Origin of the sequence: Streptomyces hamibioticus (assembly GCF_047946815.1) — a bacterium.
Taxonomy (GTDB): Bacteria; Actinomycetota; Actinomycetes; order Streptomycetales; family Streptomycetaceae; genus Streptomyces.
In genome coordinates this window covers 4,923,966-4,939,634 of the sequence record NZ_JBKKQY010000001.1, presented here as the reverse complement: position 1 = coordinate 4,939,634, position 15,669 = coordinate 4,923,966, and the positions used below count along the sequence as shown (strand labels likewise).

9 protein-coding genes and 2 pseudogenes are annotated in these 15,669 nt (G+C 74.9%); 4 read left to right on the top strand and 7 right to left on the bottom strand.

Features of this window, described 5'->3' with window-relative positions; all coding sequences use genetic code 11:
- The first annotated feature begins 120 nt into the window (after positions 1 to 120).
- The 4 genes and pseudogenes from ACLGIH_RS22485 to ACLGIH_RS22470 all read left to right on the top strand — a co-directional run bounded on the left by ACLGIH_RS22485 (position 121) and on the right by ACLGIH_RS22470 (position 6,317).
- Positions 121 to 471: a hypothetical protein gene (locus ACLGIH_RS22485; RefSeq protein ID WP_416527066.1), complete on the top strand. Its 351-nt coding sequence runs from the start codon at positions 121 to 123 to the stop codon at positions 469 to 471.
- A 38-nt stretch (positions 472 to 509) separates the two neighbouring features.
- Entirely contained in the window at positions 510 to 2,204 is a 1,695-nt protein-coding gene (locus tag ACLGIH_RS22480; RefSeq protein ID WP_416527065.1) for an FtsX-like permease family protein, read from the top strand.
- 226 nt (positions 2,205 to 2,430) lie between these two features.
- A pseudogene (locus tag ACLGIH_RS22475) lies at positions 2,431 to 5,157 on the top strand (FtsX-like permease family protein).
- 154 nt (positions 5,158 to 5,311) lie between these two features.
- Positions 5,312 to 6,317: pseudogene (locus ACLGIH_RS22470) on the top strand (ABC transporter ATP-binding protein).
- A 19-nt stretch (positions 6,318 to 6,336) separates the two neighbouring features.
- Here ACLGIH_RS22470 and ACLGIH_RS22465 read toward each other — a convergent pair.
- From ACLGIH_RS22465 to ACLGIH_RS22435, 7 genes are all read right to left on the bottom strand, one after another.
- A complete protein-coding gene (locus ACLGIH_RS22465; RefSeq protein WP_416527064.1) occupies positions 6,337 to 7,014 on the bottom strand; it encodes a DUF8185 domain-containing protein in 678 nt (225 codons plus the stop codon).
- Entirely contained in the window at positions 7,011 to 7,448 is a 438-nt protein-coding gene (locus ACLGIH_RS22460; RefSeq protein ID WP_416527063.1) for an acyl-CoA thioesterase, read from the bottom strand. Before ACLGIH_RS22460 ends, ACLGIH_RS22465 begins: the two co-directional genes overlap by 4 nt.
- Before the next feature lie 6 nt (positions 7,449 to 7,454).
- Positions 7,455 to 9,119 (bottom strand): energy-dependent translational throttle protein EttA, encoded by a 1,665-nt coding sequence (ettA, locus tag ACLGIH_RS22455; RefSeq protein WP_416527062.1) that lies wholly within the window; start codon positions 9,117 to 9,119, stop codon positions 7,455 to 7,457.
- A 325-nt stretch (positions 9,120 to 9,444) separates the two neighbouring features.
- On the bottom strand, positions 9,445 to 10,854 hold the full coding sequence (locus ACLGIH_RS22450; protein ID WP_416527061.1) for a Cys-Gln thioester bond-forming surface protein: 1,410 nt from the start codon (positions 10,852 to 10,854) through the stop codon (positions 9,445 to 9,447).
- A 267-nt stretch (positions 10,855 to 11,121) separates the two neighbouring features.
- Positions 11,122 to 11,592, bottom strand: a complete 471-nt coding sequence (locus tag ACLGIH_RS22445; protein WP_416527060.1) for a single-stranded DNA-binding protein — start codon at positions 11,590 to 11,592, stop codon at positions 11,122 to 11,124.
- Between the two features lie 229 nt (positions 11,593 to 11,821).
- Positions 11,822 to 13,945 (bottom strand): YfjP family GTPase, encoded by a 2,124-nt coding sequence (locus ACLGIH_RS22440; RefSeq protein ID WP_416527059.1) that lies wholly within the window; start codon positions 13,943 to 13,945, stop codon positions 11,822 to 11,824.
- A gap of 3 nt (positions 13,946 to 13,948) precedes the next feature.
- Positions 13,949 to 15,556, bottom strand: coding sequence for a dynamin family protein (locus ACLGIH_RS22435; RefSeq protein WP_416527058.1), 1,608 nt, complete (start codon positions 15,554 to 15,556; stop codon positions 13,949 to 13,951).
- Positions 15,557 to 15,669: the final 113 nt, after the last annotated feature.

Genomic DNA, 15,669 nt, shown 5'->3' with positions numbered 1-15,669 from the left:
TGGTCTGCGCGCCGCTGCTGGCCGGACCGCTGACCCGGCTGCTGGCCGGGTGGGGGGCCGCTGGACCGGATCGGGCTGCGCTGGGAGGTGCCGGACGGCGGCAGCGCGGAGGTGTGGCTGGTGACGGCGCTCGCGGCGGTCGGCTGCGCGGTGGCGGTGACACTGCCGGCGCTGACCTCGTCGCAGGCGGCCGGGGGCCGGGCCCGGCCGCTGCCCGCACCGCTGCGCGCGGGCGCCGATGCCGGGCTGCTGTTGGTGGCGGGCGTCGCCTACTGGCAGTTGGACCGGCAGACCTCCGGCGCGGCGGCGGACGGCCGGGCGGGCGGCTCGGGCGGCGGCCCTCTCGGCGTCGACCCGCTGCTCGTCGCGGCGCCCGCGCTGGCGCTGCTGGCGGGCACCGTGCTGACGCTGCGGCTGCTGCCGCCGGTGGCCCGCCGGCCGAGCGCCGGGCGGCCGGCGGGCGCGGGCTGACCGCGGCGCTGGCGGGCTGGCAGCTGAGCCGCCGCCCGATGCGCGGGACCGGTCCGGTGCTGCTGCTGGTGCTCGCCGTGGCGCTGGGCATGCTGGCCGTCGGGCAGGGGGCGTCCTGGGACCGCTCGCAGGACGACCAGGCCGACTTCCGCGCCGGGGCGCCGGTGCGGATGCTCTCCGCCGGGCAGGCGGAGCTGGGCAGTACCGAGACGTACGCGGCCGTGCCGGGCGTCCGGGAGATCGCCCCGGCGGTCCGCTCCGAGCTGACGCTGTCCGGCGACCGGACGGCGACGGTGCTGGCGCTGGACACCTCGCGGGCGGCGGACGCGGTGCTGATCCGCCCCGACCTGGCCGACGGGCCGGTACGTCCGCTGCTGGCCGGGATGGCCGCCGAGGGCGCGGCGGCGGGCGTGCGGGTGCCCGCGGGGACCGCGCGGCTGGGTCTGACGGCGACCCTGCGCAGCTCGGACCCCGGCTCCGCCATGACGGCGGACCTGACGGTCACCGTCGAGGACCGCTACGGCACCCCGTACCGACTGCCCGCCGGCGAGCTGGCCGCCGACGGCCGCGCCCGCACCCTGGCCGTCGGCGTGACCGCCGGACCGCTGACCCTGACCGGCGTGGAGCTGGTCATGGTCCAGCCGCCGGGCCGCGCCGAACGGCACCGCCTCACCGTGGCCGGGATGACGGCCACGGCCGCCGACGGGACGGTACGGCGGCTGGAGCTGCCCGACGCGTGGACGGCGGCCGGGCACAGGGACGCGCCGGACGCGGGAGCGGGCGTGCAGACGGCTCCCACCGAACTGCCCCTGCGGTCGTCCACGCCGCCGTCAACCGAGTACGACACCGGACGCACCCCGGCCGGGAGAGCCTTGGACCCGTCGGAACTCACCGTACGGCTGTGGATCGCCCGGCCCGTGCCTGCCACGGTCGCGGCCGTCGCCACCGACCGCTTCCTCGCCTCGACCGGCGCCCGCGTCGGTCAGCGCATCGAGGTGGCTTTGGGGGGCCACGACGTGCCGGTGCGCATCGCGCGGGCGGTACGAGAGCTGCCGACCACGGCGCCGGAGACATCATCGGCACAGGACGGCGGGGCTGTGCTCGTCGATCTGCGGTCCGTGAACCGAGTCCTGCAGCAGCGCCATGGCACGGCCATCACACCCACCGAGTGGTGGCTGAGGCCGGCGCCGGGCCGGGCCGACGAGGTCGCGGCGGTCCTACGGGCCTTCCCGGACGTGGAGCCGACACAGGTCGTGGTGCGTGACGAGCTGGCGGAACGGCTGCGGGACGACCCGTTCGGCGCGGGCAGCGAGGCGGCGTTCGCTGCGGCGGCCGTGGTGGCGGCGCTGCTGGCCGCGGTCGGTTTCACGGTGAGCGTGGCCGGGTCCCTCCGGGAGCGCGGCGCCGAGTTCGCGGTGCTGCGCGCGCTGGGCGCCCCGCGCGGCCGGCTGGCCCGTGCGGTCGCCGTCGAGCAGGGCTTGCTGGTCGGCCTGGCCCTGCTGGTGGGCGCCGCCCTGGGGGCGGTGCTGACCCGGGCGGTGGTCCCGCTGATCGTCCTGACCTCGCAGGCCACCCGGCCGGTCCCCGACGTGCACGTTGTCCTGCCGCCGGGGCGGGTCGCCGTACTCCTGGCGGCCGTGGCCCTCGCCCCGCTGCTGGTCACGGCGGCCCTGTCGGTCCGCCGCACCGACCCGGCGGCGACGCTCCGCGAGCAGGGAGGCGAGACGGGATGACGCACGCCACCACACCATCGGGGCCCACTCCGCCGACGCCGACGCCGACGCCGACGCCGACGCCGACGCCGCACGAACGGCACGTGCGACACGAACGGCACCCAACCAGCAGGCCGCACGAGCCGCGCAGAACCACCGCGCCACAGGAGCCGCACAGAACCGCCACGCCGCACGTGCCGCGGAAACCCACCGCGCCGCACGGCACCGGGCAAGGAGGTGAAGGCCGGTGAAGCGGGCGGCCGTGCCCTGGGTGCGTACGCGGCTGCGGGCCGCCCCCGGTGCCGCGGTGGCGCTGGCGCTGCTGGTCGCGCTGACCGCGTGTCTGGCCGCCGCGTTCCCGCGGGCGCTGGAGCGGTACGAGGACGCGGGGCTGAGCCGGGCCGTCGCCCGGTCCCATCCCGACCGGACCAGCGTGCTGGTGACCGCGCCGGAGCCCGGCCTCGGACTCGCGGCCCGCGAGCGGGAGCACGAGCTGACCCCGGAGGTGCTCGGCGACCACTACCGCGCCGTCGTCGGCGCCGTGCCTGGCCCGCTCGTCGTCGACCGGTCACGATCGACGTACGGGGTGCGCACCGTCGAGGGCCTGCCGGTGCCGGAGCCCTGGCTGCCCCGGCCCAACGGGCTGCCCGCGCAGATGGTCCTCGCCGCCCCGCACGGCCTCGGCGACCACGCCCGGCTGCGCTCCGGCCGCCTGCCCCGGGTGGCCGACGGCCCGGTCACCGCCACGACCGGCGCCGTCGAGGCCGCGGTCACCGCTGAGACGGCGAAGACCCTGCGCATCGAGGTGGGTTCCGTCCTGCACGTCCCCGCCACGGAGGCACCGCTCGCCGTCCGGGTCACCGACATCCTCGACCCGCGCGAACCCGACGGCGCCTACTGGTCGACCGAACCCGTACTGCGCACCCCGTCTCTGGTGCGCGTCCCCGGCACCGAGGGCCCGGACGCCCCGAAGTACTGGCTCGGCGCCCTGCTGCTCGCCCCCGAGGCCGCACCGGTGCTGCTGGGCACCGCCGGAAGCGCCCAGCGCGACTGGCACCTGGTCCCGGACGGCGACGCGCTGCACGGCCGCGATCTCGACCGGCTCAAGGCGTCCGTGGCCGCGCCGGAGTCCGGGCCGGGCGTGCGGGAGATGCGCTCGGCCATCGACCCGTACACCGACGTCGGCACCGGCCTCGACCAAGTGCTCGGCTCCTACGAGCGTCTGCGTGCCGGCATCGGCCCGCTGGTCGCGGTCGCCGCGGCCGGCACCGGCACCGTCGCCGCCGTCGTCCTGCTGATGACGGGCGGTCTCGCCTCCGACCGGCGCCGCACCGAACTGGCCCTGCTGCGCGCCCGCGGCGCGTCCCTGGCCGGCGTGGCGGACAGGCTGCTGGCGGAGGCCGCGGCCACGGCGCTGCCCGCGGGCGCCCTCGGCCTGGCCGTCGCCCTGCCCGGCGCCCGGCTCGCCCCGCGGTGTGGGCCGCCGCCGCGGTCACCGTCCTGGCCTGTGCCGCGCTGCCGGTACGGGCCGCCGTCGCGCACCGAGCGGTCCGGATGCACGGCGGCCGGCAGGACGTGGCGGCGGTACGTCCGTCCCGGCGCCGGACGGTCGCGGAACTGACGCTGGTGGCCCTGGCCCTCGGCGCGGTCGAACTGCTGCGCAGGCGCGGCGCGTCCGGCACCGCGGGCGACCTGGTGCCACTGGCACCGGTACTGGTGGGCGCGGTCGCGGCGCTGGTGCTGGCGCGTCTCCACCCATTGCCGCTGCGCCGGCTGGCCCGCCCGGCCGTCCGGCTGCGCGGCGCGGCGCGGCGGCCCACCTGTCGCTGGCCCGCGCGGGCCGCACCTCCACATCGGCGGCGCTGCCCCTGCTGGCGCTGCTGACGGCACTCACCACGGCGGCCTTCGGCGGCTCGGTGCTGGCCGGCGTGGACGACGCCCGGGAGCGGGCGGCGCTGCTCGCCCTCGGCGCCGACGCCCGGGTGGAGGCGGCCGGGCCGCTGCCCTCCGGCCTGCCCGGCCGGCTGCGCGAGGCGCCCGGCGTCGAGGCGCTGGCCGCGGCGAGCCTCGCCCAGCAGGCCAAGCTCCAGGACGGCCGGCAGCCGGTACCGGTGGCGGGCGTGGACCCCGGCACCTATGCCGAACTGTCGGCACGGTCGGGTCTGGGCCCCTTCGACGCGGGCGAGTTGACGCGTCCCGGGAACGAGGGGGAGGCCCCGCTCCCGGCGCTCGCCTCCCGCGAGGTCGCGGAGCGCTACGGCACCGGTCCCTTCCCGGTGCGCTGGGACGACGGCACGACGGTCAGCGTCCGGATCGTCCTGGTCCGGGACCGCACCCCGGCCGTGCCGGTACCGAGTTCCTGGTCGTGGACCGCGCGGGACTGTCGGCCGGGGCGGCCCGCCCGACCGTGCTGCTGCTGTCCGGTGCGCGCCTGGACGCCGGGGCGCTGCGCCGGACGACGGACGATGCGGCGTCCGTGCGGCTGCGGACGGAGGAGCGCGCCCGGTACGTCGACTCGCCGCTCCAGTCCGGCGCCGAGCGGGTCTACGCGATGGCGGTGGCGGCCGGCGCCGGTTACGCCGTCCTCGCCCTGCTGCTGTCCTTCCTGCGCGCCGCCCCGGAACGCACCGCCCTGCTGGCCCGCCTGCGCACCATGGGCCTGACCCGCGCCCAGGGCCGCCGCCTGCTGGTCCTGGAGTCCCTCCCGCAGGCCTTCCTGGCCGCCGCGGGCGGTGCCCTGACCGGCTGGGCGACCGTCCGCCTGCTCTCCCCCGGCATCGACCTGACGACGATCGCCCTGGCGGCGACGGCGTCCCCGACCGGTGAACCGGCCGAACTGCGCACGGACCTGTGGTCGTTGGCGGTCCCGGCGGCCACGGTGCTGGCGGTGTCGGTGGGGGTCGCCGGAGCCCAGGCCTGGTGGTCGGACCGCCGGGGCTCGGTGGTGGAGCTGCGGGCGGGGGACGCCCGATGAACCGCGGAGCCGGCCCGGCCGGCGCAGCCGCGGGCCGTCACGGTGGCCGCCGGCCGTCACGCCGCCGGGGCGGCGCCCCGCCCAGGACGGCGGCACCCCGCCGGCGCGGTCGAGCCATCCTCATCCCACCCCCGGGCGCCTTCCAGGAGACCCGATGACCACCGACCCCGCCCTCACCGGCCCCAGCCTCACCGACCTGGCCGACCGCGCCACCGCCGCGCGCAACCGCCCCGCCTACGGCCACGACGCCCTGATCACCTGCGACCGGCTGGTCCGCGTCTTCCGTGCGGACGGCGTCGAGGTGCAGGCCCTCCAGGGTCTGGACCTGATGGTCCGCGGGGGCGAGCTGATGGCCCTGGTCGGCGCGTCCGGCAGCGGCAAGTCGACGCTGATGAACATCCTGGCCGGCCTGGACACCCCCACCGCCGGGGCGGCCCGCGTCGCCGGCCGCGACCTGCTGACGATGTCCGCGAAGGACCGGCTCGCCTACCGTCGCGAGGTCGTCGGCTCCGTCTGGCAGCAGACCTCCCGCAATCTGCCGCCGTACCTGACCGCCGTCCAGAACGTCGTCCTGCCGATGCAGGTCAGCGGCTCCCGCGGTGGAGCCGGCCGCGTCCGGGGCCGCCGGCCCACCCGCCGGGCCCGGGCCGTCCGGCCGCGCCCTGGAGCTGCTGGAGCTGCTGGACGTCGCCGACTGCCGGGACCGCCGCCCGGCACAGCTGTCCGGCGGCCAGCAGCAGCGCGTGGCGATCGCCGTGGCCCTGGCCAACGAGCCCTCGGTACTGCTCGCCGACGAACCCACCGGCGAACTCGACTCGCACACGGCGGAGCAGATCTTCGCCGCCTTCCGCACCGCGAACGAGCGCCTGGGCACCACCGTCGTGATCGTCACCCACGACCAGGCGGTGGCCGGCGAGGTCCGCCGCACGGTCGCCATCCGCGACGGCCGGACCTCGACGGAGGTGCTGCGCCGCAGCGAGGTGGACGCCGCGACCGGCGACGAGACGGTGGTGGCGCGCGAGTACGCGATGCTGGACCGCGCGGGCCGCCTCCAGCTGCCCGCCGAGTACACCAGGGCGCTCGGCATGCGCGACCGCGTGGCGCTGGAACTGGAGCCGGACCACATCGCGGTACGCCCGGACGACACCGAGCGCGACTGACCGTCGCGCGGCCCGGCGGTCAGCTCACGCTGATGCCCAGCGCGCTGGTCCCGGCCCGGCGCACGGCGACGGACCCGTACGGCGTCCGCAGCCGCAGCCAGGCGCCCGAGGAGAACAGCCCGGGTGTGCTCCCGGGCCCCGCGGGCCGCAGGAACCCCAGCGACTGGGCCGCGTGCACGGCCCGCACCGGCAGCCCGGTGCCGCCGACCGTACGGGACCAGATGTCCCGCCCGATCCGGTCGAGTTCCGCCCGGGTACGTGCCTCCGGTGCCAGTTCCTGCGTCCGGCGGCGGAACTCGGCGACGCCGGCGGCCACCAGGGCGCGCAGGGCGTCCAGGGGCGGCAGCCCGGGCTCGGGCCGCCAGCCGCCGCGCGGCGGCAGGACGCCCGCCCACGGGGGCCCGGTCACCGCACCGGGCACGGCAGCCGTGGCGCCCGCCTCGTCCACCGACTCCAGCAGCTCACCGGCGGACACGGTCACGTCGAGGGTGACGTCGAGCCCGTTCTCGTACGGCTTGGCGAGCCGTACCGCGCGGATGGCCAGCACCTCGAAGGACGGCGGCCGGCCGAAGACGGCGAGCGCGGTGCCGGCCGCCTGGAGACGGACCGCCGCCGACCGGTCGTAGTGGAGCAGCCGGGAGAGGAAGGCCGCGAGATCCGCCGCCTCCCCCTCGTCGGCGAGATGGAGCACCGTCATGCGGCGACGGCCTCCTCCTCGGTCCCCTTCTTGTCCTTGTCCTCGGCGGGATCGGTGTACTCCTCGAGGAACTCCCGCTCCTCCGCGGTGATCCGCCGGGGCCGCTGTGCCTCGAAGTCGAAGGGCACGATGACGGTCGAGGCGCGGACGTAGACCTGGTCGCCGTCCTTCACCTCGTAGGAGAGGGTGAAGGAGGCGGCCCGGATCTCGGTGACCCACAGCTCGATGTCGACCGGGGTGTGCCGGTGGACGAGCTGCCGCTTGTAGTCGATCTCGTGGCGGGCCACCACCGATCCCTGCTGGAACTCCTTGTCCGGGCGGAACAGGAAGTCGATACGGGCCTCCTCCAGGTAGCGGAGGAAGACCACGTTGTTGACGTGGCCGTACGCGTCCATGTCCGCCCAGCGCAGCGGGCAGCGGTAGAGGTGCCGCAAGATCGATCAGCCCCGGGTCAGCTTCTTGTAGGTGGCGCGGTGCGGACGGGCGGCGTCCGGACCGAGCCGCTCGATCTTGTTCTTCTCGTACGACTCGAAGTTGCCCTCGAACCAGAACCACTTGGAGTCGCCCTCGTAGGCGAGGATGTGCGTGGCGACGCGGTCCAGGAACCACCGGTCGTGGGAGACGACCACGGCGCACCCGGGGAACTCCAGCAGCGCGTTCTCCAGGCTGGAGAGCGTCTCGACGTCGAGGTCGTTGGTCGGCTCGTCGAGGAGCAGCAGGTTGCCGCCCTGCTTGAGGGTGAGCGCGAGGTTGAGGCGGTTGCGCTCACCGCCGGAGAGCACCCCGGCGGGCTTCTGCTGGTCCGGGCCCTTGAAGCCGAAGGCGGAGACGTAGGCCCGCGAGGGCATCTCGACCTGACCGACGTTGATGTAGTCGAGCTCGTCACTCACGACGGCCCACAGCGTCTTCTTCGGGTCGATGTTCTCGCGGCTCTGGTCGACGTAGGAGATCTTGACGGTGTCGCCGACCTTGATGGTGCCGGAGTCCGGCTCCTCGAACCCCTGGATCATCTTGAACAGGGTGGTCTTGCCGGCGCCGTTGGGCCCGATGACGCCGACGATCCCGTTGCGCGGCAGCGTGAACGACAGATCGTCGATGAGGACCTTGTCCCCGAACGCCTTGCTGAGGTTGTTCACCTCGACGACGACGTTGCCCAGGCGCGGCCCCGGCGGGATCTGGATCTCCTCGAAGTCCAGCTTCCGCATCTTCTCGGCCTCGGCGGCCATCTCCTCGTAGCGGGCCAGTCGCGCCTTGGACTTGGCCTGCCGCCCCTTGGCGTTGGACCGCACCCACTCCAGCTCGTCCTTGAGCCGCTTCGCCCGCTTGGCGTCCTTCTGGCCCTCGACCTTCAGACGGGTCTGCTTGGTCTCCAGGTACTTGGAGTAGTTGCCCTCGTAGCCGTGCAGCCGGCCGCGGTCGACCTCGCAGATCCAGCCGGCGACGTTGTCCAGGAAGTACCGGTCGTGGGTGACGGCGACGACGGTGCCCTCGTACTTGGCGAGGTGCTGCTCCAGCCAGTTCACCGACTCGGCGTCGAGGTGGTTGGTGGGCTCGTCGAGGAGCAGCAGGTCGGGCGCCTCCAGCAGCAGCTTGCAGAGCGCGACGCGGCGCTTCTCACCGCCGGAGAGGTTGGCCACGGGCCAGTCGCCGGGCGGGCAGCCGAGCGCGTCCATGGCCTGCTCGAGCTGGGCGTCGAGGTCCCAGGCGTTGGCGTGGTCGAGCTGCTCCTGCAGCTTGCCCATCTCGTCCATCAGCTCGTCGGTGTAGTCGGTCGCCATCTGCTCGGCGATCTCGTTGAACCGGTCGAGCTTGCCCTTGATCTCGGCGACGCCCTCCTGGACGTTCTCCAGGACCGTCTTGTCCTCGTTCAGCGGGGGCTCCTGGAGCAGGATGCCCACGGTGTAACCGGGAGTGAGGAACGCGTCACCGTTCGACGGCTGCTCCAGCCCCGCCATGATCTTCAGAACGGTCGACTTACCGGCACCGTTCGGGCCGACGACGCCGATCTTCGCCCCGGGGAGGAAGTTCAGGGTGACGTCATCGAGGATCACCTTGTCGCCGTGCGCCTTGCGCGCCTTGCGCATGGTGTAAATGAACTCAGCCAAGAGAAACCGTCCGGCAGCTTGAAATCTGGCAGTGGGCAGATACACCCCATCTTGCCGTACCGCCACCCCTGGGAGGAAACGCGTCTGCCCTGGCCGCTCTGACCTGGGGCTTTCGCCTGGCCTCGGAGCTGTCGGGTGGGTCCGCCTCTGCCGAGTGCGTCGCCCGATGTGCGGATCACCCGGCTCAGCCGGTCGTCGGTCCCGGCGGGCGGCGCCGGGACGGGGGCGCCGGCGGCGAGGTGCTCGCCCACCAGCCACAGCACCTCGTGGAGGTCCTCGGCGCCGGCGCGGTCGAGGCGCAGGACGCCGTCGTCCGTCATGCCGGTCAGCTCCGCGCCGCGTTCTTCCGGCGGACCACCAGCAGCGTCGTGCCACCGAGCACCAGCAGGGTCAGGGCGATGCCGCCGATCAGCGGGGTGACACCCGAGCCGCCGGTCTCGGCGAGGTTGGCGTCCGACGCCGAGCCGCCCACCGTGGCGGGGCCCGGCTCGGTCAGGGTCTGGGTCACCTCGCCGCCCGTCGTGCCGGTCCGGGTCCGGCAGTCGAGGACGCCGGTGAAGCGCTGCTCGAAGCCGCCCGGCCCCCGGATCGTGAAGTCGTAGGACCGGTCCTCCTGGAGCGGCACCGTCACCGTCCGGGTCTCGCCGGCCGCGATGGTGTGCTCCGTCCCCATCAGTTCGAACGTGAACGCCTCGTCGCCCTTGTTGGCCGCCGTGATGTCCACGCCGCCCTCGGCGCAGTTCTTCGCCACGGACAGCGCGGGTATCGGGCCCTCTTCCGCCCACGTCGCGCTCGCCGTGGCCGAGACCGTCGACTCGCTGGAGCCGGCCAGGATCTGGGTCTGGCTGCGGCTCTCGGACGCGAAGGCGCGTCCGACCGGCACGGACGTCGAGGCCTGCACGGTCAGCGCGGCGGTACCGGCCGCGGCGTCCTCGGGCACGTCGAAGTAGAGGCGGCTGCCGTCGGCGGCGGAGGTGACGGGCTTGCCGTTCTTGTCGACGATCCGTACGCCGCTCGTCGCCGCGTCCACCGGCGGTGTCACCGTCGCGCCGCCGGCGTTGGTGTGCACCGTGATCGGGCCGAGCGGCTCCCCGGGGCGGCCGGAGACCGCGGGCGGGTCGAGGGTGAGCGACGCCTCGGGCTCGCCCAGGTCGCGGGCGTTCTTCTCCAGGTAGTCCGCGAGCCGCTCGGCCTGCGGGTCAACGGCCTCGACATCGGCGTCGTCCGAGTAGCGCCAGATGGCCACCTGTGTGCCGGCCGCCGCGTCCTGCTCGGTGAGCCCGCCGCGCACGCCCGCCTTCTTGGCGAGCGCCGCGAGGTCGTTGACCTGCGGGTAGGAGTTCTGCAGGATCCAGCGGATCCGGCCGGCGTCCTCGTTGACGCCCAGGGAGGTCCCGCTCCACGGGGTCTCGTAGTACTTGGCGTCCTTCTGGGTGGGGTTGTGGACGTCGACGCAGTAGGTCTGCAGCATGCCGCCGCCGTCGACGGACATCTCGAACAGGCCGGCCGAGACCTGCTGGTCGCCGGCGTCGCCGCGTATCACCGCGGCGCCGTACGTCTTCAGTCCGCCTATCGTCGCCGTCGCTCCGCCCTGGCCCGGTGCCGTCCCGTCCGCGGCGGCCCGGCCGGCGCCGGTCACCACGGCGGTGGCGGCCAGCGCGGACACCGCCGTCGCGGCGGCGAGACGCGCCGCTCCTCGCCCGGTCACGGAGAGCACAGAGAACGAAGCAAGCACCAAATTCCCCTTCGAGCAGGACCAGTTGGTGTGGGGGGCACGGTCCCACCAGCAGAATCAGCAGCCACGGTAGGCCTGTTCGGCATCCTAAAGATCTCCGGCACCAGCCTTCACGGGGATGCCGTCCGATCACCGATCCGACTCGGAATCGTTATCGCCGGACCAGCCGTGAGCAGGGCTTATCGACAAATCCATGCGGGACCGTCCGGCATGGATGCGCCGATAAGCCGCAGTTCGGTCGGCTCCCGTGTACGCGGCCGGCAGACGTCAGGTCACCGCCGCCGGTTCCAAACGGACTTCCGGTTCCGGGGCCTTGGCGTCGTCGGCCGCGGGTGTCTCCCAGTCCGGCTCCGGGCGCGGCGGGGAGGCGGTCGTCTCGGGCCTGTTCGCGCGCCGGAACGCCGACGTGCCGCGCGCCAGGTCGTGGCCGATCGCCACCGCGTCGATGTCCGCCGACGTCCGGCTCTGCCCCTCGCGCACATCCGTGCGCACCTTCAGCCGGCCCTGGACGACGACCGGATCGCCCACCCCGAGGGACGACGCGGCGTTGGTGGCGAGCTGCCGGTTGGCCCACACCGTGAAGAAGTTGGTGTGGCCGTCCGTCCATGTGTTCTTCTCGCGGTCCCAGTAGCGCGAGGTCACCGCGAGCCGGAACCGGGCCGACGGGCCGTTCGCCAGTTCCCGGTACACCGGCTGGGTCGCCACGTTGCCCACCGCGCAGACCATCGTCTCGTTCATCGTCGTCCACCCCTTACGCCCGCGGGCCCGTCCCGCGGGGCTGCGTCTGCCGTGCCGGCCGCTCCGTCGCGGTCGGCGTACGGCCAGACTGCCGCCGCCGGGGCGGGCCCGCCGAGCGCTGTGGACCACCCGTCCGTCTGTGGAAAACCCCGTCACCCGTGCGGGTGATCCTCCACGTCCGCGCATCGGGCGGCCGCGTCCACGTGAGTCACTCCCGGGCCGGTTGCGCCTACCTCGCCCCCACCCCCGTGACCCGCCCGTACTGCTCCCGCACCTCCCGGTACCGCAGCAGCTCCGCCGCCACCGGGTCCAGCACTCTGGCCCGGCCGCAGCCCGCGGCGGCCTCCCGCAATCGGCGTTCCGCCTCGTGGCCGTAGCGCCGGGCCGGGCCGCGGGCCGCCATGCGGCAGCTCCACTCGATGACGGGGCCGCCGACGATGCCGCACACCATCAGCAGCACCGGCACACCCAGGTTCGGCGACATGACCCCGATGATCTGGCCCAGCAGCCACAGGCCGCCCACCACCTGCAGCAGTGTCATCGACGCCTGGGCCAGTACGGCCATCGGCCACCACCCCGGCCGCGGCGGGCGCCCCGGCGGCAGCCCCGCGCGCGCGACCAGCTCGTCGAGCGCCTCGGGCAGCCCCTGGGAGCCGCGCACGGCGGCCTCGCGCACCGCCTGCGCCCATGGCGCGGGCAGCCCGGCCGACGCCCGGTCGGACACCGTACGCACCGCCTGTTCGACGCGCTGGCGGGCCGTGGCCTCCTCGTCGGCCTGGGCGCGCAGCGGGAGCCGTCCGGTGGAGGGTTCGCGCCGGTCGTGGTACCAGCGCCACAGCCGCAGCCAGGGCGTGCCGCACGCGCGGTTGGCGTTGCGCAGCCAGGCGCGCTCGGCGGCGTCACCCGCCGCGGTGGCGCCGACGGCGTCCGCGAGCCGCGCCGCGAACTCCTCCCGCGCCTCCTCGCTGAGCCCCGTGCGCCGCCCGGTGACGTAGACGGGCCGCAGCCCCCAGGCGGCGGCGTCCACGTCGGCCGCGATGCGCCGCGCGGGCGCGCTCCGCTCCGCCACGAACTGGCCGAGGAGTTCCTTCAGCTCGCCGATGCCGTCGCCGGTGAGCGCGGACAGCGACAGCACGGTGGCGCCCGGTTCGCCGTACTCGCCCAGCGCGATGCCGTCCTCGTCGAGCAGGCGCCGCAGGTCGTCGAGGACCTGCTCGGCGGCCTCGCCGGGCAGCCGGTCGATCTGGTTGAGGACGACGAAGGTGACCTCGGCGTGCCCCGCCATGGGCCGCAGATAGCGCTCGTGGAGGACGGCGTCGGCGTACTTCTCGGGGTCGACGACCCAGATGACGGCGTCGACGAGGGCCAGGATGCGGTCCACCTGCTCACGGTGCTGCACGGCCGCCGAGTCGTGGTCGGGCAGGTCGACCAGGACGAGTCCGCGCAGCTGCGAGTCGGCGTCCGGGTGCTGCACCGGGCGCCGCCGCAGCCGGCCGGGGATGCCGAGCCGGTCCAGCAGGCTGGCCGCACCGTCGCTCCAGCTGCATGCGATGGGCGCCGCGGTGGTCGGCCGGCGCACGCCCGTCTCCGAGATCGTCACCCCGGCGAGCGCGTTGAACAGCTGCGACTTGCCGCTGCCGGTGGCGCCCGCGATGGCGACGACGGTGTGCTGCCCGGAGAGCCTGCGTCGCGCGGCGGCCTCGTCGAGCACCCGGCCGGCCTCGGCGAGCGTCCTGCTGTCGAGCCGGGTGCGGGAGAGCCCGACCAGTTCGCGCAGGGCGTCGAGCCGTGCCCGGAGCGGCCCGTCGTACGCCAGGGGCGTCACGCCCGACGCGCCGTGCGGCCTGCCGCGGTCCACGGGGGTGTACCGCTCGACTCGGGCGTACTGCTCCGCCTCTTCCGTCTCGTTCACCCGCCGCGCGATCAGCCCGTCGTCCCAGGCGCCCTCGTCGTCCGCGTGGGCGGCGTCGACGGCCTTCACGCGCGCGCGGGCGTCCCGTTCCCGATCACCCGCGTGCTCTCGATCGCGCCCGCGTCCCCGCTCGCCGTCGCGCTCTCGCTCGCCCTCGCGGCCCCGCTCGCTCTCCCGCTCCCGTTCGTCCCCGCGCTCCCGTTCCCGGTCGCGTGCGCGGTCCAGCAGGCGCCAGCGCTCCCGGGGCCGCCTGCCCCGCGCCGGGCCCTCCCCGTCCGCGTCCTCGTTCCGGGCGTGTTCGGTCCGCTCGGAGGAGGGAGGACGTTGCTCACGGGGGGTGTCCCCGTCGGGGCGTCCGTTCCCGGAGTCGTCGCTCCGTGCGCCCGTGTCCCCCGTGTGGTCGGTGTGCTCGGTGGGGTCCTGGTCAGTGACGGCGGTCACCGGTCACCTCTCCTTCTGCAGTACGGACAGGGCGGCGATGAGTTCTGCCTGCGGTTCGGGATGGACGTCCAGCGCGTCGAGCGGGGCGAGCCGGCGTTCGCGTTCGGTGTGCAGGATCCGGTCCACGTGCTCGGTGAGCAGCCGCCCGCCCCGGTCCCGCAGCCGCAGCGCCCCGTGGGCGCCGAGCCGCTCGGCGAGCCCCTCCCCGGCGGACCTCCCTCGGCGCCCGCCCAGCAGCGCGGTGGCGACCAGGGCGGCGACCACCTCGGGGTCCGGCGCGAGGCTCCGCTCCAGCTCGTGCACCTCGTCCTCGGCGTACTCCTCCAGCTCCCGCCGCCACCGCCGCACGGCCATCCCGATGCGGTGCTCGGCGTTCTCCGGGAGCCCGTCGCGGTCCGTCAGTCCCGGACCGCCGGCGGCCGGTTCGCGCCGCCAGGCGTCGTTCACGCGCTCGTCGGCGGCGGTGACGGCGCACAGCAGGAGCGCGCTGAGGCTCTCCACCAGCGAGTCGAGGAGTTCCCCGGCGGTGCAGTCCAGCGGGAAGGCCCGCCACCGCTTCAGGGCGTCCCCGGCCAGTACGGCCCCCGCCTGCAACCGTCCGCGCACGCGCGCGTGCTCGCTGTCGTACGCCCCGTCCACGGCGGCCGTGAGCCGCAGTGCCGCGGCGTACTGCGCGGCGGCGGCACTGGCCAGTTCGGGCAGGCGGGCCTTGAGGGAGTTCAGGACGCCGTGGGCCGTACGCGCCATGGCGTGCTCGCGGGCCGCGGGGTCCTGCGCCCGGTGCACGAGCCAGGTGCGCAGCGGGGCCACGGCGGTGGCCGGCAGCAGTCCGCCGCCCCAGGCCGACTCGGGCAGCTCCGGCACCGTGAACCGGGGGACGTCGCCCAGGCCCGCCTTGGTGAGCAGGGCGCCGTACTGCCGGGACACCTCGGAGACGACCTGGTGGGGCACCCGGTCGAGGACGGTGATCAGGGTGGCGTCGTACTCCTTGGCGGTGCGCAGCAGATGCCAGGGCACGGCGTCGGCGTACCGGGCGGCCGTGGTGACCATCACCCAGATGTCGGCGGCGCAGATCAGCTCGGCGGCCAGGACCCGGTTCTCGGCGACCAGGGAGTCGATGTCGGGCGCGTCGAGCAGGGCCAGGCCGGGCGGCAGCGTGTCGGCGGTCTCGATGCGCAGCACGCGCGCGGGGTTCTCGCCGGGGATCAGGAGGTCGTCGGCGGGGTCTTGATGGGGCACCCACACGCGCGTGAGGTCGGGCAGCACCCGCATGCCGCTGAACCAGTGATGGTCCTCCGGATGGCAGACCAGGACCGGCGTGCGGGTGGTCGGCCGGAGGACGCCCGCCTCGCTGACCCGGCGCCCGACGAGCGAGTTCACCAGGGTGGACTTCCCGGCGCCGGTGGAGCCTCCGATGACGGCCAGAAGCGGCGCTTCGGGTTCTCTCAGCCGGGGCACCAAGTAGTCGTCGAGCTGCGCGAGCAGTTCGTCGCGGTTGGCACGCGCGCGTGGGGCCCCCGCCAGGGGCAGCGGGAAGCGTGCGGCCGCGACACGGTCGCGCAGCGCGGAGAGTGCGTCGAGCAGCTGAGGCCGTACGTCCAAGGTCACCACATGCGAAGAATGCCCAATTTCAGGGGAATTCTGAAGCATATGAGCATGCCTGCGCGCCGATCGGACACAAGGGGCACAAGGGACGAGTGGGGCAGGAGCGCGGCCCAGGCATA

Bases quoted from the DNA above. Each gene is read 5' to 3' on its own strand.
- ACLGIH_RS22465 (WP_416527064.1), bottom strand. From the start codon at position 7,014: ATGACGGTGCTCCATCTCGCCGACGAGGGGGAGGCGGCGGATCTCGCG.
- ACLGIH_RS22445 (WP_416527060.1), bottom strand. From the start codon at position 11,592: ATGAACGAGACGATGGTCTGCGCGGTGGGCAACGTGGCGACCCAGCCG.
- ACLGIH_RS22480 (WP_416527065.1), top strand. From the start codon at position 510: ATGCGCGGGACCGGTCCGGTGCTGCTGCTGGTGCTCGCCGTGGCGCTG.